Source organism: Streptomyces sp. NPDC001339, assembly GCF_042895955.1.
Lineage (GTDB): Bacteria > Actinomycetota > Actinomycetes > Streptomycetales > Streptomycetaceae > Streptomyces.
In genome coordinates, this window is the sequence record NZ_JBIAWT010000007.1 from 24,042 (window position 1) to 50,498 (window position 26,457).

Annotated in this window: 24 protein-coding genes and 1 pseudogene; 8 read left to right on the forward strand and 17 right to left on the reverse strand. The window is 69.8% G+C overall.

Annotated features, from left to right (window positions below; translation table 11 throughout):
• Window positions 1-492 precede the first annotated feature (492 nt).
• Window positions 493-1,050, forward strand: a complete 558-nt coding sequence (locus tag ACFY12_RS21050; protein ID WP_390717369.1) for a DoxX family protein — start codon at window positions 493-495, stop codon at window positions 1,048-1,050.
• Between the two features lie 156 nt (window positions 1,051-1,206).
• The gene (locus ACFY12_RS21055; protein ID WP_390717370.1) at window positions 1,207-1,707 is read left to right on the forward strand and encodes a VOC family protein; all 501 of its coding nucleotides are present in this window, start codon (window positions 1,207-1,209) and stop codon (window positions 1,705-1,707) included.
• 113 nt (window positions 1,708-1,820) lie between these two features.
• Here the strand turns inward: ACFY12_RS21055 and ACFY12_RS21060 are convergent, their stop codons facing one another.
• The 7 genes from ACFY12_RS21060 to ACFY12_RS21090 form a co-directional block, all read right to left on the reverse strand.
• Window positions 1,821-2,669: an alpha/beta fold hydrolase gene (locus ACFY12_RS21060; RefSeq protein ID WP_390717371.1), complete on the reverse strand. Its 849-nt coding sequence runs from the start codon at window positions 2,667-2,669 to the stop codon at window positions 1,821-1,823.
• A gap of 167 nt (window positions 2,670-2,836) precedes the next feature.
• Window positions 2,837-3,493 carry a nucleoside/nucleotide kinase family protein gene (locus tag ACFY12_RS21065; RefSeq protein ID WP_390717372.1) on the reverse strand — a complete coding sequence of 219 codons (657 nt, stop codon included), beginning with the start codon at window positions 3,491-3,493 and terminating at the stop codon, window positions 2,837-2,839.
• 44 nt (window positions 3,494-3,537) lie between these two features.
• Window positions 3,538-4,767 carry a methyltransferase gene (locus ACFY12_RS21070; protein ID WP_390717373.1) on the reverse strand — a complete coding sequence of 410 codons (1,230 nt, stop codon included), beginning with the start codon at window positions 4,765-4,767 and terminating at the stop codon, window positions 3,538-3,540.
• Window positions 4,768-4,916: 149 nt separating this feature from the next.
• Complete coding sequence (locus ACFY12_RS21075; protein WP_390717374.1) at window positions 4,917-5,570, reverse strand: DedA family protein; 654 nt, start codon at window positions 5,568-5,570, stop codon at window positions 4,917-4,919.
• Window positions 5,571-5,737: 167 nt separating this feature from the next.
• Window positions 5,738-6,205: a DoxX family protein gene (locus ACFY12_RS21080; RefSeq protein WP_390717375.1), complete on the reverse strand. Its 468-nt coding sequence runs from the start codon at window positions 6,203-6,205 to the stop codon at window positions 5,738-5,740.
• A 184-nt stretch (window positions 6,206-6,389) separates the two neighbouring features.
• Window positions 6,390-8,480, reverse strand: a complete 2,091-nt coding sequence (locus tag ACFY12_RS21085; RefSeq protein WP_390717376.1) for an FAD/NAD(P)-binding protein — start codon at window positions 8,478-8,480, stop codon at window positions 6,390-6,392.
• A 310-nt stretch (window positions 8,481-8,790) separates the two neighbouring features.
• Window positions 8,791-9,459, reverse strand: coding sequence for an HNH endonuclease family protein (locus tag ACFY12_RS21090; protein ID WP_390717377.1), 669 nt, complete (start codon window positions 9,457-9,459; stop codon window positions 8,791-8,793).
• Window positions 9,460-9,782: 323 nt separating this feature from the next.
• On the opposite strand from ACFY12_RS21090, the gene ACFY12_RS21095 reads away from it, so the two are divergent.
• Both ACFY12_RS21095 and ACFY12_RS21100 read left to right on the forward strand, forming a co-directional pair.
• Window positions 9,783-10,541: an ABC transporter permease gene (locus ACFY12_RS21095; RefSeq protein WP_390717378.1), complete on the forward strand. Its 759-nt coding sequence runs from the start codon at window positions 9,783-9,785 to the stop codon at window positions 10,539-10,541.
• A 247-nt stretch (window positions 10,542-10,788) separates the two neighbouring features.
• Entirely contained in the window at window positions 10,789-11,370 is a 582-nt protein-coding gene (locus tag ACFY12_RS21100) for a TMEM165/GDT1 family protein (protein ID WP_390717379.1), read from the forward strand.
• Window positions 11,371-11,478: 108 nt separating this feature from the next.
• Here ACFY12_RS21100 and ACFY12_RS21105 read toward each other — a convergent pair whose 3' ends face one another.
• The gene (locus ACFY12_RS21105) at window positions 11,479-12,141 is read right to left on the reverse strand and encodes an HAD-IA family hydrolase (protein ID WP_390717380.1); all 663 of its coding nucleotides are present in this window, start codon (window positions 12,139-12,141) and stop codon (window positions 11,479-11,481) included.
• 600 nt (window positions 12,142-12,741) lie between these two features.
• Between ACFY12_RS21105 and ACFY12_RS21110 the strand changes: the two genes are divergently transcribed.
• Window positions 12,742-14,841: an MFS transporter gene (locus ACFY12_RS21110; protein ID WP_390717381.1), complete on the forward strand. Its 2,100-nt coding sequence runs from the start codon at window positions 12,742-12,744 to the stop codon at window positions 14,839-14,841.
• A gap of 145 nt (window positions 14,842-14,986) precedes the next feature.
• On the opposite strand, the gene ACFY12_RS21115 is transcribed toward ACFY12_RS21110, so the two are convergent.
• The 4 genes from ACFY12_RS21115 to ACFY12_RS21130 all read right to left on the reverse strand — a co-directional run bounded on the left by ACFY12_RS21115 (window position 14,987) and on the right by ACFY12_RS21130 (window position 18,648).
• The gene (locus ACFY12_RS21115; protein ID WP_390717382.1) at window positions 14,987-15,316 is read right to left on the reverse strand and encodes an antibiotic biosynthesis monooxygenase family protein; all 330 of its coding nucleotides are present in this window, start codon (window positions 15,314-15,316) and stop codon (window positions 14,987-14,989) included.
• Window positions 15,317-15,431: 115 nt separating this feature from the next.
• The gene (gene proP / locus ACFY12_RS21120) at window positions 15,432-16,982 is read right to left on the reverse strand and encodes a glycine betaine/L-proline transporter ProP (protein ID WP_390717383.1); all 1,551 of its coding nucleotides are present in this window, start codon (window positions 16,980-16,982) and stop codon (window positions 15,432-15,434) included.
• Between the two features lie 621 nt (window positions 16,983-17,603).
• Window positions 17,604-18,077, reverse strand: coding sequence for a hypothetical protein (locus tag ACFY12_RS21125; protein WP_390717384.1), 474 nt, complete (start codon window positions 18,075-18,077; stop codon window positions 17,604-17,606).
• The gene (locus ACFY12_RS21130) at window positions 18,070-18,648 is read right to left on the reverse strand and encodes an RNA polymerase sigma factor (RefSeq protein WP_390717385.1); all 579 of its coding nucleotides are present in this window, start codon (window positions 18,646-18,648) and stop codon (window positions 18,070-18,072) included. Before ACFY12_RS21130 ends, ACFY12_RS21125 begins: the two co-directional genes overlap by 8 nt.
• Before the next feature lie 128 nt (window positions 18,649-18,776).
• Between ACFY12_RS21130 and ctaD the strand changes: the two are divergent.
• Window positions 18,777-20,423 (forward strand): annotated as a pseudogene (ctaD, locus tag ACFY12_RS21135) (cytochrome c oxidase subunit I); the annotation flags it as partial.
• Between the two features lie 8 nt (window positions 20,424-20,431).
• Window positions 20,432-20,800 (forward strand): hypothetical protein, encoded by a 369-nt coding sequence (locus ACFY12_RS21140; RefSeq protein ID WP_390717386.1) that lies wholly within the window; start codon window positions 20,432-20,434, stop codon window positions 20,798-20,800.
• Window positions 20,801-20,808: 8 nt separating this feature from the next.
• Here the strand turns inward: ACFY12_RS21140 and ACFY12_RS21145 are convergent, their stop codons facing one another.
• The 4 genes from ACFY12_RS21145 to ACFY12_RS21160 form a co-directional block, all read right to left on the reverse strand.
• Window positions 20,809-21,546: a hypothetical protein gene (locus ACFY12_RS21145; RefSeq protein WP_390717387.1), complete on the reverse strand. Its 738-nt coding sequence runs from the start codon at window positions 21,544-21,546 to the stop codon at window positions 20,809-20,811.
• A 129-nt stretch (window positions 21,547-21,675) separates the two neighbouring features.
• Window positions 21,676-22,059 carry a DUF6114 domain-containing protein gene (locus tag ACFY12_RS21150; protein ID WP_390717388.1) on the reverse strand — a complete coding sequence of 128 codons (384 nt, stop codon included), beginning with the start codon at window positions 22,057-22,059 and terminating at the stop codon, window positions 21,676-21,678.
• Complete coding sequence (locus ACFY12_RS21155; RefSeq protein ID WP_390717389.1) at window positions 22,050-22,670, reverse strand: DUF6230 family protein; 621 nt, start codon at window positions 22,668-22,670, stop codon at window positions 22,050-22,052. Before ACFY12_RS21155 ends, ACFY12_RS21150 begins: the two co-directional genes overlap by 10 nt.
• A 271-nt stretch (window positions 22,671-22,941) precedes the next feature.
• Entirely contained in the window at window positions 22,942-24,174 is a 1,233-nt protein-coding gene (locus tag ACFY12_RS21160) for a cytochrome P450 (protein WP_390717390.1), read from the reverse strand.
• A gap of 308 nt (window positions 24,175-24,482) precedes the next feature.
• On the opposite strand from ACFY12_RS21160, the gene ACFY12_RS21165 reads away from it, so the two are divergent.
• Complete coding sequence (locus tag ACFY12_RS21165) at window positions 24,483-25,652, forward strand: steroid 3-ketoacyl-CoA thiolase (protein ID WP_390717391.1); 1,170 nt, start codon at window positions 24,483-24,485, stop codon at window positions 25,650-25,652.
• Window positions 25,653-25,687: 35 nt separating this feature from the next.
• Here ACFY12_RS21165 and ACFY12_RS21170 read toward each other — a convergent pair whose 3' ends face one another.
• Complete coding sequence (locus tag ACFY12_RS21170) at window positions 25,688-26,455, reverse strand: class I SAM-dependent methyltransferase (RefSeq protein WP_390717392.1); 768 nt, start codon at window positions 26,453-26,455, stop codon at window positions 25,688-25,690.
• Window positions 26,456-26,457: the final 2 nt, after the last annotated feature.

Genomic DNA, 26,457 nt, shown 5'->3' on the forward strand with positions numbered 1-26,457 from the left:
CGGAAACACTGGCCTGAATCGGTGGAGCCCAGTCCCCGCAAGGGCCCTGGCAAGCTTTCAGTCGATCGGCCCAGCAGGGATGCGTTCAACTGTTCGACACTCTTACAAAGCAGATGTCGCTGGTTCGATCCCAGCTGTGCCCACCGCGCTGATCAGCGCACACGCAGAAAATGTCCCTCCGGACCATGGTCCGGAGGGACATTTTTGCGTTCCGGGGGACATGCGGAGATCCAGCGGAGATCCATCAGAAGGGCCCTGGATCCTCCAGCGTTCGCCGGCCGGCGGGGCGAGCCCTTGCCGCGTGCGCTGGACGGCTGTCAGGGGGTGTGGGGGCTGTCAGGGGTGTGGAGGGGGTGTTGTTCGAGGGCGGTGTGGTGTGTATGGTCGAACGCATCGCTTGAAGTTTCAATCAAATGGTGTGGTGGTTGGCTGCGGCCGGGTGGTGTGCCGTTCCCGGTGCGGCGGTCGGCCCCCGACATGGAAAGGGGTCCGATGACCTCCCCTCTTGGTGCTCGTACTCCCGCGTCCCTGCGGATAGGTGCCGCGACGAACCGTGCGCCTTCTCCGCACGGTTACGACGCCGGGCTGCTTCTGCTGCGGCTCGCGCTCGGGCTGACCATGGCGGCTCACGGCGCCCAGAAGCTGTTCGGCTGGTTCGGCGGGTCGGGGCTGGACGGGACCGCGCAGTTCTTCACGATGAGCGGCTATCCGTCGGGCCGGGCCATGGCCGTCGTCGCCGGTCTGACCGAGACGCTGGGCGGGCTCGGGCTCGTGGCCGGACTTCTGACGCCGCTTGCCGCGGCGGCGGTCGTCGGCACGATGATCAATGCGCTCGCCGTGAAGTGGGGCGGCGAATTCTTCGCACCCAAGGGTGTGGAGTACGAAGTGCTGCTCACCGTCGGTGCGGCGGCTCTGGCGCTGACCGGCCCCGGACGCTACGCCCTCGACCGCTTCCTGCCGGGTCTGCGTGCCCATCGGCTGCTGTACGGCGCGGCCGCGCTGCTGCTGGCGGTGGTGATGGCCGGAGTGGTGCTGTTGCTGCGGAAGTGAGCTCCTGAGCAGTGGATCAGTAGCGGAAGTGAGCTTCTGAGCAGTGGGCCAGTAACTGAGCAGGGGGGAGCAGGGGCAGGCTCGGGCCAGGGGTGCGGGCGGGGTAGGAGCGCGGCGCCATGGTGGTGCCGCGGCGAGAGATCGGGGAAGAGTCTCATGGCCGTACGACGGCTCAATCACGCGGTGCTGTATGTGCGCGATGTGGCGCGGTCCGTCGCCTTCTATACGGAGGCCCTCGGGCTCACGGTGGAGGCCGAGTTAGCGGGGCGGGCCGTGTTCCTCATCGCGCCCGGCTCGCTCAACGATCACGATCTGGCGCTGTTCGCGGTGGGGCCGGACGCGCCGGGGCCCGAGGCCGGGCGGGTCGGTCTCTACCACCTGGCCTGGGAGGTCGGCACACTCGGCGAACTCGCCGCGGCCAGGACCTGGCTCGCCGAACAGGGAGCTCTTGTGGGCTCCACCGATCACCTGGTGTCCAAGTCCTTGTACGCCAAGGACCCGGACGGCGTGGAGTTCGAGGTGATGTGGCGGGTCCCCCGGGAGGACTGGCCGGCGCCGGACGAGACGGACCGGCTGCGGCCGCTCGATCTGGCGGGGGCGCTGCGGCGCTGGGGGCCGGATCTGGAGACGGGTGCGGCGGCCGGCTCGGCCACCTGAGGCGGTGGGGATTCCGGTTACGGCGTCAGCCCGTCCGAGGACGGAGGTCAGTGATTCCGAGGACGGACGTCAGTGGTTCCGAGGACGGGCGTCAGTAGTTCCGAGGACGGGCGTCAGTAGTCCAAGGATGAGAGGAACGCATGGAGTTCGTGGTCGAAGGCCGCGGTGTTCTCCAGGTTGACCATGTGGGCGGCGCCCGGGATCCGGACTCTCCGGGCGCCGGGGACCGCGAGTGCGATCGCGTGGGCGTTGGCGGAGATGTCCGTACTGTCGAGGTCGCCGTCGAACACCACCGTCGGCACCCGGATCTCGCCCAGGCGGTCCGCCGCGCCGACTTCGAGGGGGATCCCGGCGCCCATCCCCTCGGCATGCACCTCCACATTGGCCGCGGCCGAGGCACGCATCCGCTCGCGGAACCCCGGGTGCACGGTGAAGGGTTCGCGGCGCGGTCCGTCCACCCACATCCGCAGGAAGTGCTCGACGAAGCGCTCCGCGCCGTCCGGTGTGCCGATCGCCGCCACCTGCTCCTTGATGTGCTCCAGGACGAAGGGATCGGTGAAGGCCCGGCCGCTGATCCCCGGTGAGGCGAGCGCCAGGGCCGTCACCCGGTCAGGGTGGGCTATCGCGGTGTCCAGTGCGACCCGTGCACCGTGCGAGAGGCCGATGAGGACGGCGCTGGGGACATCGAGTGCGTCCAGCAGGGCGCACAGATCGTCGTGGTTGGCGTAGTCGCCGGTCACCGTGGAGGACAGGCCGTGGCCGCGGGAGTCGTAGCGGATCGCGCGGAGGCCGGAGTTCACCAGCCAGGAGAACTGTTCGTCCCACATGCGCTGGTCGAGCATCCCGCCGTGCAGCAGTACCACCGCGGGACCTGAACCGGCTGTCTCGTAGAACAGCTCACCGTCGTCGACCGGCACGATGCCGTTGTCGATCTCGGACCAGGCCGTGAGGGGCGGGGTCATTTTCCGGACCGTCCTTTGCGGGGTGCGCGCGTGCTGTCAGCGATCTCTGTGGTTCGGGTGTCTTGAGTTCGAGTGTCCTGCCTGTCTGTTCTCTTTTCTACCGTGATTGCCGACGGTGCGGTGAGTGTCGGGTTCGTTTGGCGACATGCGTGCGTCGTTGACCGGCGTCAGCCTTCCGGCGGGCGGGGAGCCTCTTCGGGTGTGAAGGCGACGACGAGGTCGGCGCGGTCGCGAGTCGCGGCCACGACACGGGCGTTGGCCTCGTCCGAGCCGCGGACGAACCGCTCGGCGTCGGCGCGCGGGCGCCCGAAGTGCTCATGGCGGTCGATCAGCCGCCGTATCCGCTCAGGGGCGTCCAGTTCCACGTACCAGACCTCGTCGAGGAGTTCGCGGACCCGTGACCAAGGGGCGGAGTCGAGGAGCAGGTAATTTCCCTCGGTGACGACGAGCGGGATGTGGGGGGCTACGGGGATGCTGCCGGCGACCGGCTCTTCGATACGGCGGTCGAAGGCCGGGGCGTAGACGGCGGTGTCCGGCTCCGGGGAGCGCAGGCGCGCCAGCAGCGCCGCATAGCCGGCGGCATCGAAGGTGTCGGGCGCGCCCTTGCGGTCCGTACGGCCGAGGCGGCGCAACTCCGCCTCGGCGAGGTGGAAGCCGTCCATCGGCACGAGCGCCGCCTGGCCGGCCAGCTCGGCCACCAGGTGGGCGGCGAGGGTGGACTTGCCGGCGCCGGGCGGCCCGGCGATGCCGAGCAGCCGGCGCCGGGCCGGAGTCGCGGACGCGGCCAGTCGCCGGGCGCGGGAGGTGAGGTGCCGGGGATCCATGGTGCGTCCATCGTGCCTGGGAGAAGGCCGCGCGGGAGACGTGGTTACCGGTCGCTTCCCCGCTGCCCCAGCCGCCACAGTGAGGTGACCTCTGCGGCGCGGGCCGCATGGAGGGTGTCGGAGGAGTCGCGGGCGCGGGGATGGCGCGGGGTGATGTCGAGCCTGCCGAGGATCGTGAGGCCGGCCTTGGTGAAGGCGTCGAGGAGTTCGGCGTGCGGGCGCAGCCCGAGATGCTCTGCCAGGTCGGAGAGGATCAGCCAGCCTTCGCCATCCGGGGTCAGGTGATCCGCGAGGCCGTTCAGGAAGCCGTGCAGCATCCGGTTGCCGGGGTCGTACACCGCGTGCTCCACGGGGGAGGTCGGTTTCGCGGGTACCCACGGGGGGTTGCAGACGACCAGCGGGGCGCGGCCGGGCGGGAAGAGGTCGGCCTCGACCACCTCCACCTGGCCGGCGACTCCCAGCCGTTCGGTGTTCTCGCGGGCACAGGCCAGCGCCCGCGGATCCTGGTCGGTGGCCACGACCCTGCGTACGCCGCGCCGGGCGAGTACCGAGGCCAGGACGCCGGTTCCGGTGCCGATGTCGAAGGCCAGCTCCTGGGAGGGGAGCGGTGCCTCGGCGACCAGGTCGACGTACTCGCCGCGGGCCGGTGAGAAGACGCCGTAGTGCGGATGGATCCGGTCGCCGCCGAGTGCCGGGATCTCCACGCCCTTCTTACGCCACTCGTTGGCGCCGATGAGAGCGAGGAGTTCGCGCAGCGAGACGAGGGTGGCGGCCGGGGCCGCGTCGTCCTCCGCCTCCGCCGCCGTGCCGGAGGCCTCGGCCGTGCCGGAGGCCTCGGCCGGCACCGGTTCTGCGGGCACGGGCTCCGCGGGGCCGTAGGCGCGGGTGCAGGCCTCACGGACGTCCGGGGCGCGGTGCAGCGGGACGGCGTAGGCCGCGTCGAGCGGGATCAGCAGCATGCCCAGGATGCGGGCGCGCTGGTTCTGGGCGGCGCGGTGCCGATGGAACGCCTGGGTGGCATCGGCCGGCGGCGCCTTGCGCGGCCGACGGTCGATGCGGCGGGCCATCGCGGTCAGCAGCTGGCGGGCGTTGTGGAAGTCGCCGCGCCACAGCAGCGCGGTGCCCTCGCAGGCGAGCTTGTACGCGTCGTCGGCCCGCGTCCGGTCGTCGGCGATGACGATGCGGTGGGGCGGCGGGGAGCCGTTCTCGGAACGCCAACGCGCGGATCGGGGCCGGCCGGCCTCGGTCCATTCGACGACCGGTGGTGCGTTCACCGAAGTGTGCCTCGTATGTCTGGGTATATCGGGGTGGGCGATCGACTCTACTCCGCGGCGGATCGGCACCGGCCTCGCGGTCGTAGCCACTCAGGCGTACCTGTCAGGCGTACCTGCCCGGCTGTCTCCTGCCCGACTGTTCCCGCGCGTCAGTGTGCGGTGTGCCGTGCCGGCCGGCGGATGAGATACGCCGCGGCCGAGCCGGCGGTGAAGAGGGCGGCCACGGAGAGGGCGGGGCTCACCCAGGACGTGCCGAGCCAGTGGCCGCCGAAGTAGCCGAGGCTCACGCTGTACGTGGCCCAGGCGAGGCCGGCCAGCGCGGACCAGGGGAGGAATTCGCGGACCGTACGGTGCGTCACGCCGGCGCCCAGGCTGACCACGGAGCGCCCGGCCGGGGCGAAGCGGGCCAGGACGACGATGCCGCCCCCGCCTCGCGTCAGCGCGGTGCCGAGTCGTTTCTGTGCCGCCGCCAGCCGGCGTGAGCGGCCGATCGCCCGGTCGAAGCGGTCACCGCCCCGCCGCGCCAGCCGGTAGGCGATCATGTCGCCCAGTACCGAGGCGGTGGCCGCGCACAGCGCCAGGCAGAGGATCTCGGTCAGGTGGGTGCCGCTGTGAGCGGACGCGGAGGCGTCGACGGTGCCGACCGCGTCGGCCACGGTGTCGCTCCCGGCGGCCGTCGTGGCCGCGGCGATCACCAGGACACCACTGGGCAGGATCGGGACGAACACATCGAGGACGACCGAAACGCCGACGATCACATACACCCAGGGGGTGCCGGCGAGCAGCCCCAGGTCATCCAGCAACGTCTTTCTCCCGGTCCGAACCCCGCCGCGACGTCGCTCGATGCGGCAGGGGCGGCTCTCCAGCCGTACAGCGTACGCCCGGCCTCGCCGGGGAGAAGGGGCGGGGGCCGGGCGGACACGCCACCGTGGGTGCGGCACGTATCCGCCCGCCACCCGGGCCGATGACCTTAGGCGGCCGTGGGCTCGCGGTGCGCGGCCACGGCCGGCTGCTGCTCGCGCCCGCCGAAGAAGACGCGGTCCAGTGCCCAGGCGCCCGGCCCGGTGAAGACGAACAGCAGGAAGGCCCAGCAGAACATCGCGGAGGCCTCGCCGCCGTTCTGGATCGGCCACAGTGCGGTGCCCTGGTGGACGGAGAAGTAGGCGTACGCCATCGAGCCGGAGCTGACGAGGGCCGCGGCGCGGGTGCCCAGGCCCAGCATGACGAGGCCGCCGCCGACCAACTGGATCACCGCGGCGTACCACCCCGGCCAGGCGCCGGTGGGGACGGTGCCGCCCTGGCCCATCGCGCCGCCGAGGACGCCGAAGAGCGAGGACGCGCCATGGGAGGCGAAGAGCAGCCCGATGGTGATGCGGCAGAGGGCGAGCGCGTGCGGGGTCGCTTTCTGGGTGAACGAGGTGAGGGGTGCTGCTGCCATGTGGGGGACTCCTACGGTTTTGGGGACGAATGAACCGTGGGGGTCAGGTTAGGGGTGCCTAATAGTACTTGCAAGTTCAATGACTGCTCTCATGGGAATTCCTCTCACGGGAATTCCTCTCGTGGGGCTTACCCCCTGGGCTCACTCCCTTGGGGCTTACTCTCTGGGCTCACTCCCTTGGGGCTTACTCTCTGGGCTCACTCCCGTGGGGCTTATGGAACCGGTCGCCCCCAGCCGCGGCTCTCAGCGCTGCTCGGGCCACCGCGTCCGTATCGGCCAGGGTCACCGACCCGACCCCGGGGCGTGCGCCCGCCGCCGTCACCCAGTGCACGCCCTCCGTCGGCACCCCGACCGCGAACCGCCGCGGATGGTGCCGCCCGTCGGCCTCGACGAGGTGGTACGGGCTCGGCGACACATCGAGCCCGCCGGTCTCGTAGCCGTCCACGGTGTGCGGGCGGCAGCCGCCGTCGGCCAGGAGCCCGGCCAGCAACTCGTCCCTGGTGCGCCGCAGATCCGGCTCCGGCAGCCGGGCGTCGATCAGCGTCGTCGCCGTCACGTCCGACCCCGGGACATCCGGGGAGTACGCCGTGAAACCGGGCCCGCGGCCGTCGGCGGTGCCTGGCCGGACCGTCATCCGGGGGCCGACCACCTCCAGTACCCCCGCCTCGATGAGTGCCGTCATCTCCGCAATCCGGCGGCGTGGTGGCCCGATCGACAGGAAGGCGTTGAGCGGCGTGTACCAACGGTCCAGGTGGTCACGCCGGGACGCCCCGGCCAGCCCGCCGTGGTCGACGATCTGCCGCAGCTCGTTGCGCAGATCCCGCAGCACGTCGAGGGCCGCCTTGAGCGGGCCGGAGATGTTGTTCTGCCGGGCGTGGGCCACGTCCTGGCGAAGGTGGTCCAGCAGCCACGCCCGGAAGGCGGCGCGGCCCGCGAACGACCGTCCCGCGTGCGGCCGGGAGATCCGCTCCCAGTCCCAGCGTTCGGCCGGCGCGATGGCGAACGCGTCCAGGGCGGCCGCCTCTTCGGGGCTGCGGTGCGCGCTTCCCACGAAACGTTCCCGGAAGCGATCACGCAGCGAGCCGGCCGTAGGGGCGCCGGCTGCGGGGGTGCCCCACGGGTCATCTCCCGGACCCTCCATGACGATGGCATGTCCCGGATCCACCGGCACACCCGACGTCCGCCCCGCCTCCCGTCGCGCCAGCAGCGCCTCGTAGTAGACCGTCTCGACCTCCTTCGCCACCAACGGCCAGACCTCCGTCAGGAAGTCGGGCGGGTCGCCGGAGTCGGCGCGCTTGCGGAAGGCGGCGATCACGTCCGGTGTCAGCAGCAGCGGCAGATGACGGCCGTGGGCGCCCTTCGCGTTGTCACCGCGCGCGTGATACGGAACCCCGCGCCGGGAACCCGCGTACAGCCGGGGTTCGCGCCCCGACGGCACATACCTCAGCGCCCCCTCGTCGCTCCCGGCCCCCTCCCCGCCCTCGCCCCCGGCCCCGTCTGTGAGCGCGTCCGTGGCGCGTACGAACCGGCCGCCGCGGCCCGTGGTGAGCAGTGCCATGTGATCGAAGAAGTTCAGGCCCAGGCCACGCAGCAGCACCGCGCTGCCGGGGGCCGGTGCCGCCGGACCGGCGGCGAGGTCGGCGAGGTCGGCGGGGTTGGCCGGTGCCAGATAGCGCAGTCCGTGACCGGCGGCGTAGGCGGCCAGGCAGCGCTGCTCCGGGGCCGGAAGGGTCGGCAGATGGCCCTGGGCGAGCACCACCGCGCCCAGTCCGCCCAGCTCCCTGCCGTTGTCGAGGGTGAGCGACTGGGCGCCGTCGCGGGTCTCGGTCAGCCGTACCGCTCGGGCGGTGTGCGGGACGACGGTCACCTCCTCGGGGGCGGTGCGCACCGTGCGGCGGAAGAACCACTCCAGATAGCGCCCGTACAGCGCGCGCTCCGGATAGTCGTCCGGACCGACGCCGCACCCCTCCCAGGCGTACAGGCTCGGCCCGGTGCGTATCGGACCGGCGCATTCGATGCTGTCGTCCGTGAACAGGGTGACCTGCGAGGCCACGGTGTTCATCAGCAGCTCGGGCGGCTGGGCGGTGCGCCACACCTGGCCGGCGCCGGGCGGGGCGGGATCGATGACATGGATGGTCAGACGGGCCCCGGGGGCCAACTCGGCGGCCGAGGCGCAGATCCGCTCCAGCACGCTCGTCCCGCGTGGCCCCGCACCGACGATGGCGAGGGCGAGGGAGGGATGGGGGCGGCGGTCGGCTATGTGGTCGGCGGCCAAGAGGGGCTCTCCCTGGGGCAGCGGGCGGCCGGCACGCGGGCGCGAGCCGCCCAGGAGTTGGGGTGGCGAGCAAAGTGCGCCCCATCATCACCGCCTGACCCACCGGCACAGCACCCTGGTGCGCCAAGAATTTCGCCATCTTTATGCGGCGGGCGCCATCACGTCCATGCGTCACGTCCGTGCATCACGTCCGTGCATCACGTCCATGCCGTCACGTCCGTGCGCCACGTCTACGCGTCACGTCCGTGAGTCACGTCCATGAGGCGCCCGCCTCACCCCGGTGGAGACCGGTCCTATCGCGAGCCGGGTATCAGCACCCGGACAGGATCTTCTTCAGCGCGGACGTCTCCGCCGCGTCCGCGGTCAGGCCGTACTCGTGCTTGACCCACACCCACATCCGGGCGTACTCGCAGTGGTACGACGCCGACGGCGGCAGCCACTTGGCCGGGTCCTTGTCGCCCTTCTCCTGATTGACGTTGTCGGTGACGGCGATCAGCTGGGAGTGCTTGAGGTCGTTGGCGAGTTCCTTCCGGCGCTCGGTGGTCCACTGCGCGGCGCCCGATCGCCAGGCCTCCGCCAGCGGTACGACGTGATCGATGTCGAGGTCCGATGCCTTGGTCCAGGTCGCGCCGTCGTAGGCGGAGACCCACTTGCCGCTCACCGCCGCACAGCGGTTGTCCTGCTGGACATCGGTGCCGTCGCGCTTGAGCACCAGCTCGCGGGTGTTGCAGCCGTTCCCTTGGTCGCTCCAGTGCGGGAACTTCGCGCGGCTGTAGCCGTCCAGCGAGCCCTCGGGGGCCTCCTTGATCTCGGCGAGGTACGTCCGCGCGGTGGCCGCGTCCGGCGGGGTGGGGGGTGCTGCCTGGGCCGTCTGGCAGCTGAGCACCAGCGAGTAGCACAGCGCCGCGGCCGAAGCCGCGGCGAGGGAAGCGCGACGCGCGTAGAGCTTGGGCCTGCGCTGTGTCGTGGCCTTGGCCATCGAAACTCCCTTGAAGTGGGGGGAAGTTGACGTGCGGTGCGGGCCCATGGTGATGACGTGGGGTTGCCATGGGATGGGCACCAGGTAACAGCCTGACGACATGCTCACGTCAGATCAAGTGGTGACGGGGTGGTTGATGGAGCGGTGAGGGGAGTGGTGAGGGAGCGGTGAGGGAGTGATCGGCGCGTGGCCGACCGGGTGACCGGCGTCGGTTCATCGGTGTGGCTGACGGGGCGCCATACGCATCCAGCGGCGCTCCGGTTGATCTGCGCCGGCGCCTGCGCCCTCGCCCGCGCCCCAGCCTGCCGCCCTACAGTGAGCGCGTGCTGCTGCCGGTCAATGCCACCCTCGGGATCGTCCTCGCCGTCCTGCTGGCCGTCGCCGCGGCCATCGCCTCACTGGCGCGCCTCGGCCACTCCCGGGCCATCGTCGTCGCCGGGCTGCGCGCGGCGGCCCAACTCGCCGCCGTCTCCTATCTGATCGGCTGGGTGGTCCGTGCCCTCCCGCCGCTGCTCTGCTTCCTCCTGCTGATGTTCGCGGTGGCGGCACGGACCGCGGGCCGCCGGATCACCCGGAACCGCACCTGGTGGTGGGCCGCCGTGCCGATCGGCATCGGGGTCGGACCGGTCGTCGGCCTGCTGCTGGCGACCGGCCTGGTGCCGCCGCGCGGCCTCACCCTGATCCCCATTACCGGCATCCTGATCGGCGGTGCGCTGACCGCCACCGTCCTGGGCGGGCGGCGGGCGCTGGACGAGCTGGAGAGCCGGCGCGGGGAGTTCGAGGCGGGGCTCGCGCTCGGGCTGCCGGACCGCGACGCACGCATGGAAGTCGCCCGCCCGGCCGCGTCGGACGCGCTGCTGCCGGGGCTCGACCAGACCCGGACGGTGGGGTTGGTCACACTCCCCGGGGCCTTCGTCGGCATGCTGCTGGGCGGCGCCTCACCCGTTCAGGCAGGCGCCGTGCAGCTGTTCGTCCTGGTCGCCCTGCTCGCGGTGCAGGCGGCGGCGTGCGCGGTCGTACTGGAGCTGGTCGCGCGGGGCCGACTGCACCGCGTACCCTTGCCCGCAGCAGAAGGGGAGTAGCTCTCCGCCGGACCGTCGACATACTGCCCGCCCTCGTGGCGAGCCGGCGCCCGGAGCGCGATACGGAAATGTGGCTACGGGTACGTGGCCACGGACACGTGGCTTACGTGGCTATGGACGCGTAGGCGGAACGGATACGTACCGCGCCAGCGAGACCTTCGGCCGCAGTGTTCCACGCTGCCGTGCCGAAGCGACCCCTTTCCCGGGCCCCTTTGGTGCGGCCCGACCGATCGAGGTATGTCACCCCGTGTTCAGTCTCACCGTCGCCGCCGTCGTCTTCGGCGTCGTCTTCCTCGCCGAACTGCCCGACAAGACCGCTCTCGCCGGCCTGATGCTCGGCACCCGCTACCGCGCCTCGTACGTCTTCGCCGGTGTCGCGGCCGCCTTCCTCGTCCATGTCGCGCTCGCCATCGCCGCGGGCAGTGTGCTGACGCTGCTGCCGCAGCGGGTGGTCCAGGGCGTGGTCGGGGTGCTCTTCCTGGCGGGCGCCGCCGTGCTGCTGTTCAAGAAGGACGACGACGCGGAGGAGGTGAGGAAGCCCGCCGACCAGAGCTTCTGGAAGGTCTCCGGGGCGGGCTTCACCATGATCCTGGTCGCTGAGTTCGGCGATCTGACCCAGATCATGACCGCCAACCTCGCGGCCCGTTACGAGGACCCCGTCTCGGTCGGCATCGGTGCCGTGCTGGCCCTGTGGGCCGTCGCGGGCCTGGGCATCCTCGGCGGCCGTACGCTCATGAAGCGCGTACCGCTCAGGCTGATCACCAAGGTCGCGGCGGGGCTGATGACCCTGCTGGCGGGGTTCAGCCTGTACGAGGTGGTGGTGGGCTGACGTATGAGGCTGACGTATGAGGCGGCGGCGGGCTGACCGCTGGTGCGCACCAGCGGTCAGGGGCCGATGCGCACCGCGATCAGGAGGCCGGGCTCGGACGTCGATGGCTCAGACGTCGATGTGCACCGCGATCAGGCCGTCGGCCAGCGCCTCGATCCGCACCTGGGTGAGGTCGCGTACCTGCACGGTCGGGGCGAATGCCGCTGCGCGCTCACCGACACCGACCACCCGCATTCCAGCTGCCCGGCCCGCCTCGATGCCCGCCTCGGAGTCCTCGAAGACCAGGCAGTCCTCGGGGGCGAAGCCCAGTTCGGCGGCGCCCTTCAGGAAGCCCTCCGGGTCGGGCTTGCTGGCGCTCACGCTCTCCGCGGTGATCCGTACGGGCGGCATGGGCAGCCCGGCCGCGCCCATCCGGGCGTCGGAGAGCGGGACGTCGGCGGAGGTCACCAGGGCGTGCGGGAGCCCGGCGAGGGCGGCCATGAAGGCGGGCGCGCCGGGGACCGGCACCACGCCGTCCATGTCGGAGGTCTCCTGCGCCAGTATCCGGCGGTTGTCCGCCAGGTTGAGCTCCATCGGGCGGTCCGGCAGCAGCGCGGCCATCGTGGCCCAGCCCTGGCGGCCGTGGACGACCTTGAGGACCTCGTCGGCGTCCAGCCCCTGCTCGGTCGCCCAGCGGCGCCAGCAGCGCTCGACGACGGCCTCGGAGTTGACGATCGTGCTGTCCATGTCGAGCAGCAGCGCGCGGGCGGTGAGCGTGGTGGTGGCCGTCATCGGCGGGACTCCTGGGCGCTTCGGGCGCGCGGACGGTTCGGACCGTACGGGCGGGGGAAGGCAAGCGGTTCCGCCCACGGGTCAGGGACCACGGCGCATTCGGGTTCGCGGAAAGTACTTCGAGGCGGCAAAGACAAGCGGCTCCGCCCGCCGGTCAGGGAGTGCGGGCGGAACCACTTTGTTCCTTCACGATACAAAACGGACTGGCTACCGCCAAACGGGGGTCCGGGTACGGCGCCCAGGGCCGCTCCCACGAGGGCTCGGTACTCGGGCGAGGGCTCGGTACCCGGGCAGCGACTCGGGCAGTGATCGGGCAGTGACACGTATGGCCGTATGTGCAGCGGATCGAAGTCGTCCGCATCGGCCGCCGCGCGACAGCCGATACCGATCACCGCTCGGCGGGCCATATCCGCCGGGACCACCCACGATGGAAGAAGTCTGCTGAACAACGGCATTCACCGACATCGTCGGCGCGGAACGACATCGGGCAAGCAGACCAACATCCGGCAAGCCACCGAGTCAACAAGCCACCAAGTCAGCAAGTCAGCTGCACAGCTGCACAGCTACGCACCTGGACAGACGAGACAGGAGGAGACACACATGGCGCAGGACACCAGCGCGCCTGCCACCCCCGGCGGGGGCCGGTCCCAGCCGACGATCCTCGTCGCGATCGGCGCGCTGTTGCTCGGCATGCTCATAGCGGCACTCGATCAGACCATCGTCGCCACCGCGCTGCCCACGATCGTCAGTGACCTCGGCGGCCTGGACCACCTCTCCTGGGTGGTCACCGCCTACCTGCTGGCCTCGACGGCCGCGACGCCCCTGTGGGGCAAGCTCGGTGACCAGTACGGCCGCAAGAAGCTCTTCCAGACCGCCATTGTGATCTTCCTGATCGGCTCGGTGCTCTGCGGCATCGCGCAGAACATGGGTGAGCTGATCGCCTTCCGCGCCCTCCAGGGGCTGGGCGGCGGTGGCCTGATCGCGCTGTCGATGGCCATCGTCGGTGACATCGTGCCGCCCCGTGAACGGGGCAAGTACCAGGGCCTGTTCGGTGCCGTCTTCGGCGGTACGAGCGTCCTCGGGCCGCTGCTCGGCGGGCTGTTCGTGGACCACCTGAGCTGGCGCTGGGTGTTCTACATCAACGTCCCCGTCGGCGTTGTCGCGCTCGCCGTCATCGCCGCCGCGCTCCAGATCCCGCGCCACCGCACCCCGCACCGGATCGACTACCTGGGCACCGCAGCGATCGCCGGGGTCGCCACCTGCTTCGTCCTGATGGCCTCGCTCGGCGGCGTCACGTACCCCTGGGGCTCCTGGCAGATCATCGGCTTCGGCGTGCTCGGTGTCGTGCTGCTCGTGGCGTTCGTACTCATCGAGCGCCGGGCCGCGGAACCCGTCATCCCGCTGCACCTGTTCCGGCTGCGGACCTTCACGCTCACCTCCTTCATCGGTTTCGTCGTCGGTTTCGCGATGTTCGGTTCGATGACGTACCTGCCGACGTTCCTCCAGGTCGTCCAGGGCGTTTCGCCGACCATGTCCGGTGTGCACATGCTGCCGATGGTGCTCGGCATGCTGCTGGCCTCCACCGGCTCCGGGCAGATCGTCAGCCGCACCGGCCACTACAAGGTCTTCCCGATCGCCGGGACCGCCGTGGTGGCGTTCGGCCTGCTGCTCCTGCACCGGCTCGATCCGGCCAGCGGGGTCGGCGAGATGAGCGTCTACTTCTTCGTCTTCGGCTTCGGGCTCGGACTGGTCATGCAGGTGCTGGTGCTCATCGTGCAGAACGCGGTCGCCTACCGGGATCTGGGCGTCGCGACCTCCGGCGCCACGTTCTTCCGCTCCATCGGTGCCTCGTTCGGCGTCTCCATCTTCGGCACGATCTTCACCAACCGGCTCGGCCCACGGATCACGGACGCGCTCGCCGGACAGCAACTGCCGCCCGGCATCGACCCGTCGAAGATCTCCCAGGACCCGAGGATCGTGAGCCGGCTGCCGGCCCGTCAGGCGGCGGGGGTGCTCAACGCCTACTCCGTCTCGATCACCGATGTCTTCCTCTACGCCGTTCCGATCGTCCTGGTGGCGTTCGCCCTGGCCTGGTTCCTCCGGGAGGAGCCGTTGCGCGGCAGCGTGACCGCGCCCGACACCAGCGAGGTGATCTCCTCCAACCCCGTCGAGCGCTCCTCGCGCGACGAATGCGCCCGCGCGCTGTCCAAACTCGGCAGCATGGAGGGCCGTAAGCGCATCTACGAGAAGATCACCGCCCGGGCCGGACTCGACCTCAAACCGGCTGCCGGCTGGCTGATCCTGCGCATCCACCGCTACGGCTCGGTGGAACCGGGACTGCTCGCCGAACGCACCACCGTCCCCATGGGAGTGATCGCCGAGGGCGTCCGCCAGGTCGAGGAGCGCGGACTGGCCACCCGCGAGGGGCTGTTGCTGCTCCTCACCGACCGGGGCCGGGAGGTCGCGGACCGGCTCTCGGCCGCCCGCCAGGAGTCGCTGGCGGAGATGCTGGGCGACTGGTGGACCGAGGACCGCCCCACCGACCTCACCGAACTCGTCGAGCAGCTGACGGCGGAGCTGAACGGCTCCGACGCCGAGGAGCCCCAGAACGGCAACGCCCGGCATCCGGTCCCGCGCACCCCGCCGCGGTCCCCCCATCCACCGCCGCGGTCCCCCCAACCACCGGACCGCACCAGGTGAGCGGACCGGTACCGGACGAGGTGAGCGGACCGGTACTGGACCAGGTAGGCGGACCGGTACCGGACCGGGTGAGCAGGCCGTTACCGGTAAAGACCCCCCGTTACCGGTAACGGTCGAAGCGGGGACGCGTGGTAGCCGCCGGCGGTCAGCCCTGCTTCGGGCCCGCCTGCTGCACCACCTCGAAGGACCACAGCGTGGAACCGGACGCGGCGGGCTTGGGCCGCTCTCCGCCCTCGGCACCGCCACCCTGGTGCGCGGCCTTCATCGGGCCCTCCATCCAAGCCTGGAAGGACTCCTCGTCCCGCCAGCGGGTGTAGACGAGGTACTGGTCGGTGCCCTCCACGGGACGCAGCAGCTCGAACCATTCGAAGCCGTCCGAGGAGTCCACCGTGCCGGCGCGGGACGCGAAGCGCTTCTCCAGGACCTCGTGCTGCTCGGCGGGGACGGTCAGAACGTTGATCTTCACGATGCTCATAGTGACCATCGTGCCGCATAGCGCGAACGGCCCGCGGGTCAGGGCCCGCGAGCCGTTCGACTGTCGTCAGTAGCTGTCCGGAGCTGTCCGGAGCTGTCTGGGGGATCCTGGGGGATCAGGCCGTGGAGCCCGCCGGGACCGGGCCACGGGCGGCGCGCAGGGCCTTCCTGGCCTCCCGGGCCTCCGCCTCGGTCTCCACGGCCGGCGGGGAGCCGGGCAGTGGCTTGCGGGCGCTCTCGGACATCAGCAGGACCGCGATACCGCCGATCACGGCCGCCCCCATCATGTAGTAGGCGGGCATCATCGTGTTGCCGGTCGCCCCGATCAGCGCGGTGACCACCAGCGGCGTGGTGCCGCCGAAGAGCGACACGGAGATGTTGAAGCCGATGGACAGGGAGCCGTAGCGCACCTTGGTCGGGAACAGCGCGGGCAGCGCGGCCGGCATCGACGAGGTGAAGGCGACCAGCAGCAGGCCGAGCGCCCCCATGCCCAGGGCGATGGCGAGCAGCGACCCCTGCCGGATCAGCAGCAGCGCGGGCACGGACAGCACCAGGAAGCCGACGCAGCCCGTGGCGATGACCGGGCGGCGCCCGAAGCGGTCGGAGAGCCGGCCCGCGAAGGGCTGGACGCACATCATCAGCGCCATCACGCCGAGCACGACCATCAGCGCGTCGGTCTCGTCGTACTTCAGCTCCGAGGTCAGATAGCTCGGCATGTACGACAGCAGCATGTAGTCCGTGACGTTGAAGACCAGGACCAGCCCCACGCACAGCAGCATCGTCCGCCACTGACCGAAGATCATCTCGCGGATCCCGATCCGCTTCTCGGCCGCGCGCCGCTCCTTCTCCTTGGCGTGCGCCTCCTTCTCCAGCTGCGCGAAGGCCGGGGTCTCCTCGAGCCGCATCCGCAGGTAGAGGCCGATGATGCCCATCGGTCCGGCGATCAGGAACGGGACGCGCCAGCCCCAGGAGTGCAGGTCCTCGGTGGTCAGCAGCGCGGTCATCAGCGTGACCAGGCCGGCGCCGCCGATGTAGCCGGCGAGTGTGCCGAACTCCAGCCAGCTGCCGAGGAAGCCGCGCTTCTTGTCGGGCGCGTACTCGGCGATGAAGGTGGACGCGCCCCCGTATTCACCACCGGTGGAGAAGCCCTGCACCAGGCGGGCCGCCAGCAGCAGGATCGGTGCGCCGACCCCGATGGAGGCGTACGACGGGATCAGGCCGATGGCGAAGGTGCCCACCGCCATCATGATCATGGTGATGGCGAGGACCTTCTGCCGGCCGATCCGGTCGCCGAGCGGCCCGAAGACCATGCCGCCGATAGGACGCACCAGGAACGCCGCCGCGAAGGCGCCGAACGTCGACAGCAGCTGCGCGGTCGGATTCCCGGACGGGAAGAAGACATGCCCCAGAGTGACCGCAAGGTAGCTGTAGACGCCGAAGTCGAACCACTCCATCGCGTTGCCCAGTGCCGCCGCCGACACCGCACGCTTGACCATCGCGGGATCGACGACGGTCACCTCGCCCGAGGCCTGCTGTGCGGTCTCCTTCGCCAGATCCGTCCTTTCCGCCCTTCTCTCCTGCCGCGGATCGGTGTCGGCCGCGGCGGCGCCGGAACGGCTGCCGCCGGGGTTGCCGGGCCTGGGGATGACGGGGGACTGCGTCGGCACGTGTTCGCTCGCCTGCGCTCTCTTGGACGACTACATGACACCGCCCGCCGTGTAGCAGTGGGCGAAGCCCGTCATGGGGTGACGGGGCGGACCCGCCAGGGAGTGACGGGCCGGACCTGCCAGGACCGACGGGCGTACCCGCCACGGAGGGCGGGACAAAGATCGACCATAAGGGCAGACCGGGTCATTACGGATGGTGTCCGGATGACCGCGCAGGCATGCGTATACCCGCTTCTTACAGGGGAAACCTGTTTCCGCAAGAAAATCGCGCGGCGCCGGTCTGTGATCCATATCGCGGCGGACGGCTGCAACCGTTGACTGTTTTGTGGCGTGCGTCACGCATTCGGTGGTGTGCGTGCGTGGGGCGGCGGTGCCCGTCGGAGGGCGCGGCAGCGATACGCGCAGTGACATGTGATACGCGACGCAGGGCGCGGCGGCGCACTCTGCCGCCGCGCCGTTACGGATCGTCGCGTCCTTCCAAGGATCGGCCATCACGCCGCGCCCCGCCACTCGGGCCCGCCACCCGGGCCGCGTCACTCAGGCCGTCACTCGGGCTGTGTCACTCGGGCTGCGTCGGCCGGGGTGCTTTACGGAAGCCATGCCTCGTAGCCTCGTACGGCATCACCTCACCTGCCTTGACGCGGAAGTCGGGCTGGTCCTTGGTGAAGGTGATCTCCAGGCCCAGGAGTTAGGGTGTCGTACCGATGCCGTTCGCGCTGTCGCTGACGGCCCGTCAGCGGCCGTGGTCGTCATGGATGACCGGGCGGGGGCCGGGTGCCGCGGATCGGTGGCCACGGTGAGTTCGGAGCCGCTGCTGTCGGCGTTCCAGCGCGTGATGCGCTCCTCGGGCACGGTCACCGGCGCCGCGGCGTCCCTGCCGACGTCGGAGAGGGTGAAGGCCAGCACGGCGAAGAGGGCGAGCACCGCGGCCTCGGCGCGCAGCATGAGGCGCCACCCGGCCTGCCGGGTACGGGTGCGGTGCAGCAGGCGGTTGAGGGCGCGTTCGGCGTGGGCGTCCAGCGGGCCGTCCCGCCAGGGGCCGCCGTCGGCCGGTACGGGATTGGCCGCGCGCAGCAGATCCAGTTCGTCAGACATTGCCGTCTCCTCCTGCTCGTACGGACGCTGCTCGTACGGGTACGGTCATCCGCGTTCGGTCGATCTCCGCGCGGAGGCGGCGGCGCGCCCGGTGCAGCCGCATGGCCGCCGCGCTCCGGCCGCAGCCCAGGGTCACCGCCAGTTCCTCGACGGTCAGTTCCTCCCAGGCCGTCAGCCGCAGCACCTCCTGATCGGCAGGGGAGAGGCGGTCCAGTACCTCGTGCACCCAGGAGCCGGGGCGTTCGGCGTCCGGGCTCTCCACGGTCTGCCGCTGGTGCGCCGCCTCGTGGTTGCCGAGCCGGTGCAGCAGCTTCCGGTAGCGGCCCAGCCCCCGCACCGTATTGGCCAGACAGTTCCGGGCCACTCCGTACAGCCAGGGCAACGGAGGGTCCGGAAGCTCGCCGCGGCGTCTCCACGCTATGGAGAAGACCTCTGCCACCACTTCCTCGACCTCGTGGGCCTGCTGCCCGTCCAGACGCCGCGCCACAAAGCGGCTGACCGCCCAGTAGTGCGCGCGATAGGCCTCGGCGAAGGCGTCGTCGGCGTCGGCGTAGGCGTCGTCCGTGCTCATGAACCGTTGGTGTCCGGCATGTCCTCGATCGTCACACCTTCCTCGGGTGACTCTTCACACCAGGCCGTCACGGCCCGGACGGTGAGGATCACGGCGGTCCCGGACATCTACGGGACATGAGGCTCCCCGTGAAGTGGCTGACCACCACCGACCACAAGACCATCGGCACGCTCTATCTCGTCACCGCCTTCGCCTTCTTCTGCATCGGTGGCGTGATGGCGCTGCTGATGCGCGCCGAACTGGCCCGTCCCGGCCACCAGATCATGTCGAACGAGCAGTTCAACCAGGCGTTCACGATGCACGGCACGATCATGCTGCTGATGTTCGCGACGCCGCTGTTCGCCGGTTTCGCGAACTGGATCATGCCGCTGCAGATCGGCGCACCGGATGTCGCCTTCCCCCGGCTGAACATGTTCGCCTACTGGCTGTACCTCTTCGGCTCGCTGATCGCGGTCGGTGGATTCCTGACGCCGCAGGGTGCGGCGGACTTCGGCTGGTTCGCCTATTCGCCACTATCGGACGCGGTCCGCTCGCCGGGTGTCGGTGCCGATATGTGGATCATGGGTCTGGCCTTCTCCGGTTTCGGCACGATCCTGGGTGCGGTCAACTTCATCACGACGATCGTCTGCATGCGTGCGCCGGGCATGACGATGTTCCGGATGCCGATCTTCACATGGAACGTGCTGCTGACCGGTGTGCTGGTCCTGCTGGCCTTCCCGGTGCTGGCCGCCGCGCTGTTCGCGCTGGAGGCGGACCGTAAATTCGGGGCCCATGTCTTCAATGCGGGCAATGGCGGTGCGCTGCTCTGGCAGCATCTGTTCTGGTTCTTCGGGCATCCCGAGGTGTACATCATCGCGCTGCCGTTCTTCGGCATCATTTCCGAGGTCATTCCGGTGTTCTCGCGGAAGCCGATGTTCGGTTACATGGGTCTGATCGCGGCGACGATTTCGATCGCAGGTCTGTCCGTGACGGTGTGGGCGCACCACATGTACGTCACGGGCGGCGTGCTGTTGCCGTTCTTCTCGTTCATGACATTCCTGATCGCGGTGCCGACCGGTGTGAAGTTCTTCAACTGGATCGGGACGATGTGGAAGGGGTCGTTGTCCTTCGAGACGCCGATGCTGTGGGCGATCGGCTTCCTGATCACCTTCACGTTCGGTGGTCTGACGGGTGTGATCCTGGCGTCGCCGCCGATGGACTTCCACGTCTCGGACTCGTACTTCGTCGTGGCGCACTTCCACTACGTCATCTTTGGAACGGTCGTCTTCGCGATGTTCTCCGGCTTCCACTTCTGGTGGCCGAAGTTCACCGGCAAGATGCTCGACGAGCGCCTCGGCAAAATTACCTTCTGGACCATGTTCATCGGCTTCCACGGCACCTTCCTCGTCCAGCACTGGCTCGGTTCGGAAGGCATGCTGCGCCGGATCCCCGACTATCTGGTCGCCGATGGTTTCACCACGCTCAACACCGTCTCCAGCATCTTCTCCTTCCTCCTCGGACTTTCTCTCCTGCCCTTCTTCTACAACGTCTGGAAGACCGCGAAGTACGGAGAGAAGGTCGAGGTCGACGACCCCTGGGGATATGGCCGTTCGCTGGAGTGGGCGACGTCCTGCCCGCCGCCGCGGCACAATTTCCGCGCTCTGCCGCGTATCCGCTCCGAATCCCCGGCATTCGACCTGCACCACCCGGAGGTCGCGCAGGAACTCACGGCTCCGGTGGACGCGGATGCGGATGCCGAGGGCGACGCCCATGGTGCCGGCGTCAGGACTGTCTAGGAAGATCTATGGAGGACATGGACACGGAGATGGAGACGGACATCGACATGGACCGGGCCATCAACGAGATCGAGGGATATCTCCTCTGGGAGGGCGAGAAGGACCGGGCGCGCAACCGCGCGGATGCCTTCTGTGCCGGCCTGCCCTGGCTGACCGACACTCAGCGGCAGGAGGTGGCATCGCGCTACTGCCGGGACCAGCGCAACGCGTCGCGGGAGTTTCTGGAGCGTATTGCGGCCCGCAGCGTCACGCTTCGGGCCGAATACGAGGGCGTCTACCTTGCGCTGCGACGACGGCTGATCACCGCGTTCCTGGCCGGCGCGCTGGCCATGGTGGCACTGGTGATCGCGACAGCCGTCAGCCTGACGGGCCGTTGAACGAGGCGTCAGCCGGTGACGGTGATCTGGGACGCGGGGTCCGTGGTGTCCGTGATCTCGTAGGTGGCGTTGAACGCCGAAGTGGTCGCGTTGGTCGGGCAGCCGAAACCGCCCTCCACCTTTACGGGCACCTCGGCATTGGTGAAGGTGAGGGTGGACGGCGCGCCATTGGTCCAGGTGCCGTTCACCGTCACCGCCGAGTCGGGCGCTGTGGTCACCGTGCAGGACGCCAACCCGGTGGTCTTGAGGACGACTCCGCCGGAGGGGATGGTCAGCCCGGCGGTCGCCGGGGAGCCGTTCTGCATGATCACGCCCCAGGTGCCGGTCGTGGTGACCGTGGCGTCGACTCCGGGCATGCTCGTCGTGCACGACTCGTAGGTCGCCGGGGTGGCGGAACTGGTCACCGGCCCGGCCTCGTTGTGGTTGCCGGGCGCGGCCGGCACCTGCCCGCTGGAGGCCGAGGTGGTACAGGTGACGGTCACCGAGCCGGCCTTGAAGGTGGCCTCGCCCGTGAGGGTGGCGGTAAAGCCGTGACCTGCGGGGGCGACGGTTGTCGCGGCTGCGGCTGCGGCTGCGGCTGCGGCTGCTGCTGGGGTGGGCGGTGTCCCGGCCGGCTGGGCCGTGGCGGGGCTCGTCACGCCGAAGGCCAGCCCGAGGGCAGCCGCGACGGCCCCGGTGCCGGCAGTACGTAAGGTGCGTCTACGGATGTGCGGGAAGTACACAGGGAAGTACACAGACCGCTGCATCGACATCGTGATGCCCTTCCAGAGGGGGGTAGTGGCAGACGTGGGGTGTGAGAGCGCCGCTCACGGGATCACTGGACCACTGTTCACCGGCTCACTGGACCACTGTTCACCGGCTCACGGGACCACTGGTCACCGGCTCAGTGACTCGTCGGTCCGGGTGGGCTCTGCCGCACCGGCCACCGGCTGCCAGGCGAAGATCATCGACCCGCCGAGAATCCCGATGACCGTCCCGATCAGAAAACCGCCGAGGTTGGACATCACCAGCGCGGCCGCCGCGCAGAGAACGGTCAAGACGCCTGCGATGCCCCGGTAGTGCGGCGCGAACCACGCCGAGAGTCCCATCAGGATCATCACCAGCCCCATCAGCACCGAGGGGATACCGGCGATGCCCTGTTGCAGCATGATCTTGAGTGGTGCCAGAGGGATGACGCAGATCTCGGCGCCGGCGACGACGGCTGCCAGACCGCCCCAGAAGGGCCGCCCCCTTCGCCAGCGCCGCCAGGTCAGAAGCATTCCTTCGAGCCCTTGGAGACCTTCATGCTCAGCCCGGAGAGCTTGAACGTCCCCGCGTTGGTGGCCCAGGCGGTCTGCCGCAGCTTGCTGATGCTGACATCGTCGGCCTGCTGGGCGAAGAGGTCCTGCAAGCCCTGGGCGTTGCTCGGCCCCTTGTTCAGGGTGGAGGCGTCCCGGCCGATCTCGATGTTGTGGAAGGACGCGTTACCGGCGAGCTGGGTGGCGTCCACGAAGAGATTGCTCGCCTCGACGGGCGTGCCGCCCGTACCGGCGCTGAGGTTGAGCGAGATGTCGCCGATGACGGGCAGATGCGTGACCACCGACTGGCACAGATGGTCCATCCGGGCCGTCTTGATGGCGGTCACCGCGACCGGCAGGAGCTCACCTCTGGCGTTGCGGTCGATGCTGCCGTACTGGGCGAACCCGTCGCCCTTGAGGCTGTCCGCGGACACTTTGAACTGCTGTCCCGATACGGCGAATGACGCCGCGAGTGCCCCATTGGCCAGGGCGATGCCCAGGGCTGCGGTACCGGCGAGGGCCGGGACGGCCAGCACGGCGAATCTCCGCCAGCTGATGCGTCCCGTGAGGGGTCTGCCTTGAGAGTCCTTCATGGTGTGGGTCCCCTTCGAAGAGCGTGGAGCGCACTGTCGTTACCCGTGGGGAGGTGCGTTACCCGCGGGGAGCCTGCGACTGCCACAAACCACGAACGAGCCACGAACGAGCTGTGAACAAGTTGCGGACGAGCTGCCAACAAGCTGCGAACTACCGCGTGTTACTTGCGAGTTAAAGGTAAAGGCGCCCATAAAGGCTGGCAAGGTTGAGCGACGAACCGATTTCGGACAGACCGCCGCCCGCCCCTCCCGCTAGCCGCCGTGGTACCCGTCAGCCGTAACGCACCCGCAGCTCCTTGACGCCGTTGAGCCACGCCGAGCGAAGCCGCCGGGGCCGGCCCGCCAGGGAGATGCCGGGCATGGCGTCCGCGAGGGCGTGGAAGATCAGGTTGATCTCCAGGATCGCCAGGGACTTGCCGAGGCAGTAGTGCGGCCCGCCGCCCCCGAAGCCCAGGTGCGGATTGGGGTCGCGGAGGATGTCGAAGACCTCCGGGCGGTCGAAGACCTCCGGATCGTTGTTGGCGGAGGCGTAGAAGATCCCCACCCGCTGGCCCTTCCTGATCCGCGCGCCGCCCAGTTCGGTGTCCTGGGTCGCGGTGCGCTGGAAGGAGACCACCGGGGTCGCCCAGCGCACGATCTCCTCGGCCGCCGTCTCCGGCCGCTCACGCTTGTAGAGCTCCCATTGCGCCGGGTGGGTCAGGAACGCGTGCATCCCGTGCGTGATGGCATTACGCGTGGTCTCGTTGCCGGCCACCGCCAGCAGCAGGACGAAGAAACCGAATTCGTCGGATCCGAGATTCCCCTCGTGCTCGGCCGCCACCAGCCGGCTGACGATGTCCCGTGCCGGGTACTCCTTGCGCGCCGTGGCGAGGTTCATCGCGTACGAGATCAGCTCCATCGCCGCGTTGGCGCCGACCTCTTGGGTGATGGCCAGTTCGGGGTCGTCGTACGCGACCATCTTGTTGGACCAGTCGAAGATGCGGGCCCGGTCGTCCTGGGGGATGCCGATGAGTTCCGCGATGGCCTGGAGGGGAAGTTCGCAGGCCACGTCGGTGACGAAGTCCCCGGTGCCGCTGTCCCGCGCCGTGGCGACGATATGTGCCGCCCGTCGGCGCAGCGCCTCCTCCAGGGCGCGGATGGAGCGCGGGGTGAAGCCCCGCTGCACTATCTGACGGACCCGGGTGTGCTCCGGCGGGTCCATGTTCAGCATGATCAGCTTCTGGACTTCGATCTGGTCGCGGGGCATGGACGCGTTGAAGCGGATGATCGAGGTGTTGAGGTTGGCGGAGAAGAGCTCCGGTTTGGTGGATACCTCTCTGACATCCTGATGGCGCGTGACGACCCAGTAGCCGTCGTCGTCGAAGCCGGCGATGCCCCGCGGCTGGGCGTTCCACCACACGGGCGCGGTCTGCCGCAGCTGGGCGAACTCGGGGAGCGGAACGCGGGACTGGTAGACGTCGGGATCGGTGAAGTCGAACCCCTCGGGCAGCGCTGGGCATGGCATGGCGGCTCCTGGCCTGGTCCGTGGCTCCGTCGGAACGCCTGATGGCCCATCAGGCGAGCAGGCGGGCAGGCGGGGCGGGGTCGCGGTGAAGGTAGTAACGAGTTCCACAAGTGGCAAGGGATGCGGCAACTCCACTTGCAACTCCTCTTGTGGACAAGGGGCTTGCGTGCCCCTTGCGCCCCGGTGGGCGGCTCACGAGACTGTTCGCACAGCTAGAACGCGTACTAGTTCTTCTTCCGTGGGTGCCGGTTCTTCTTCCGTGGTTGGTGCCGGGACGCCCTCGGACGCCAGGAGAGGACGAGTCAGTCATGGCCGCGGAACCCGTCATCGTCGAAGCAGTACGCACCCCGATCGGCAAGCGCGGCGGTGCGCTCGCCAACCTCCACCCCGCCTACCTCCTGGGGGAGACCTACCGCGAACTCCTCGCCCGTACGGGCATCCAGCCCGACTGCGTCGAACAGATCGTCGGCGGCACCGTCACCCACGCCGGTGAGCAGTCCATGAACCCGGCCCGCAACGCCTGGCTGGCCATGGGCCTCCCGTACGAGACCGCGGCGACCACCGTGGACTGCCAGTGCGGCTCTTCCCAGCAGGCCAACCACATGGTCGCCAACATGATCGCGGCCGGCGTCATCGACATCGGCATCGGCTGCGGCGTCGAGGCGATGTCCCGGGTGCCGCTGGGCAGCGGCTCCAAGCACGGCCCCGGCAGGCCCTGGCCCGACGAGTGGAACGTCGATCTGCCCAACCAGTTCGAGGCCGCCGAACGCATCGCCCGCCACCGGGGGCTGACCCGCGAGAACGTCGACTCGCTCGGCCTGATCTCGCAGGAGCGGGCGGCCGTCGCCTGGGCCGAGGAGCGCTTCAAGCGGGAGACCTACGCCGTCCAGGTCCCCACCACCGAGGACGAACAGGCCGCGGGCCAGGGCATGTGGCGACTGGTCGACCGCGACGAGGGGCTGCGCGACACCAGCATGGAGGCGCTGGGCCGGCTCAAGCCCGTGATGCCGACCGCCGTCCACACGGCCGGCAACTCCTCACAGATCTCCGACGGTGCCGCCGCGGTGATGTGGGCCTCGAAACGGATGGCGCGCGCCCTCAAGCTCACCCCGCGGGCCCGCATCGTGGCCCAGGCGCTGGTCGGCTCCGATCCGCACTTCCATCTGGACGGCCCGATCGACGCCACCCGCGCGGTACTCGGCAAGGCCGGGATGTCCCTCAAGGACATCGACCTCGTCGAGATCAACGAAGCCTTCGCCGCCGTGGTGCTCTCCTGGGCGCGGGTCTTCGGACAGGACCTGGAGAAGGTGAACGTCAACGGCGGTGCCATCGCCCTTGGACACCCGGTCGGTGCCACCGGCGCCCGGCTGATCACCAGCGCCCTCCACGAACTGGAGCGCACGGACAAGGAGTTCGCCCTGATCACCATGTGCGCGGGGGGAGCACTGGCCACGGCGACGATCATCCAGCGGCTGTAGGACGACCGTGCGGCGGCTCTGGAGGGTGGGGCGGGTCAGGGACGGGTGGCCAGGAGCAGGTCGACCACGTAGGTCTCCTCCACCCTCTCGTCGGGGAAGAGCCGGCGCAGGTGGTCGCGCTCCCGGGCGAGGAAGGCGTCGTTGCCGGCGGCGTCGAGGACGAGGAACGCCGAGTGGCTGCTGAGGTTGGCGAGATGTGTGTGGAGCGGGACCGTGCGGCTCCAGCGCATCTGACGGCGCGCGACACGGAGTCCCGCCAGACCGGCCAGCCGGACGGCATCGCCGTCGTCGGGGCGGGGCCGCCCGGAACGTGGCGCCACTCCGCAGTGGCGGGCGACGCGCTCGTCCTGTGCGGCGATCCACGGGACATCGAAGGCCGTGGTGTTCCACCAGACCGCGAGCGCGCCGCCGGGGCGCAGGACGCGCAGCGCCTCGGGCACGGAGCGGGCGGTGTCGGTCCAGTGCCAGGACTGCGCGTACGTGATCAGGTCCTGGGAGGCGTCGGCGAGGGGCAGGGCATTGCCGTCACCCCGCACGAGCGGCACATCCGGGAGCGCGTCGCGGAACTGGGCGGCCATGGCGTCGCCCGGCTCGACGGCGATCACCTGTGCGCCACGCTCCCGCAGGAGGACGGTGGCGATGCCGGTGCCGGCCCCGATGTCGGCGACGCGGCAGCCCGCGAGGGGATGTCCGATGAGCTCCTCGATCGTGGTGAACAGCGCCGGCGGATAGGACGGCCGGTTCGCCGCGTACTGGGCGGCGGCCGTGTTGAACGAACAGGCGCGTGGGGTGGTGGGGGACATCT

What these genes read in the sequence shown, in the direction of transcription:
- ACFY12_RS21050 (WP_390717369.1), top strand. Translation starts at nt 493, where the DNA reads ATGACCTCCCCTCTTGGTGCTCGTACTCCCGCGTCCCTGCGGATAGGT.
- ACFY12_RS21055 (WP_390717370.1), top strand. Translation starts at nt 1,207, where the DNA reads ATGGCCGTACGACGGCTCAATCACGCGGTGCTGTATGTGCGCGATGTG.
- ACFY12_RS21060 (WP_390717371.1), bottom strand. Translation starts at nt 2,669, where the DNA reads ATGACCCCGCCCCTCACGGCCTGGTCCGAGATCGACAACGGCATCGTG.
- ACFY12_RS21065 (WP_390717372.1), bottom strand. Translation starts at nt 3,493, where the DNA reads ATGGATCCCCGGCACCTCACCTCCCGCGCCCGGCGACTGGCCGCGTCC.
- ACFY12_RS21080 (WP_390717375.1), bottom strand. Translation starts at nt 6,205, where the DNA reads ATGGCAGCAGCACCCCTCACCTCGTTCACCCAGAAAGCGACCCCGCAC.
- ACFY12_RS21090 (WP_390717377.1), bottom strand. Translation starts at nt 9,459, where the DNA reads ATGGCCAAGGCCACGACACAGCGCAGGCCCAAGCTCTACGCGCGTCGC.
- ACFY12_RS21105 (WP_390717380.1), bottom strand. Translation starts at nt 12,141, where the DNA reads ATGACGGCCACCACCACGCTCACCGCCCGCGCGCTGCTGCTCGACATG.
- ACFY12_RS21110 (WP_390717381.1), top strand. Translation starts at nt 12,742, where the DNA reads ATGGCGCAGGACACCAGCGCGCCTGCCACCCCCGGCGGGGGCCGGTCC.
- ACFY12_RS21115 (WP_390717382.1), bottom strand. Translation starts at nt 15,316, where the DNA reads ATGAGCATCGTGAAGATCAACGTTCTGACCGTCCCCGCCGAGCAGCAC.
- ACFY12_RS21125 (WP_390717384.1), bottom strand. Translation starts at nt 18,077, where the DNA reads ATGTCTGACGAACTGGATCTGCTGCGCGCGGCCAATCCCGTACCGGCC.
- ACFY12_RS21130 (WP_390717385.1), bottom strand. Translation starts at nt 18,648, where the DNA reads ATGAGCACGGACGACGCCTACGCCGACGCCGACGACGCCTTCGCCGAG.
- ACFY12_RS21140 (WP_390717386.1), top strand. Translation starts at nt 20,432, where the DNA reads ATGGAGGACATGGACACGGAGATGGAGACGGACATCGACATGGACCGG.
- ACFY12_RS21145 (WP_390717387.1), bottom strand. Translation starts at nt 21,546, where the DNA reads ATGCAGCGGTCTGTGTACTTCCCTGTGTACTTCCCGCACATCCGTAGA.
- ACFY12_RS21150 (WP_390717388.1), bottom strand. Translation starts at nt 22,059, where the DNA reads ATGCTTCTGACCTGGCGGCGCTGGCGAAGGGGGCGGCCCTTCTGGGGC.
- ACFY12_RS21155 (WP_390717389.1), bottom strand. Translation starts at nt 22,670, where the DNA reads ATGAAGGACTCTCAAGGCAGACCCCTCACGGGACGCATCAGCTGGCGG.
- ACFY12_RS21160 (WP_390717390.1), bottom strand. Translation starts at nt 24,174, where the DNA reads ATGCCATGCCCAGCGCTGCCCGAGGGGTTCGACTTCACCGATCCCGAC.
- ACFY12_RS21165 (WP_390717391.1), top strand. Translation starts at nt 24,483, where the DNA reads ATGGCCGCGGAACCCGTCATCGTCGAAGCAGTACGCACCCCGATCGGC.
- ACFY12_RS21170 (WP_390717392.1), bottom strand. Translation starts at nt 26,455, where the DNA reads ATGTCCCCCACCACCCCACGCGCCTGTTCGTTCAACACGGCCGCCGCC.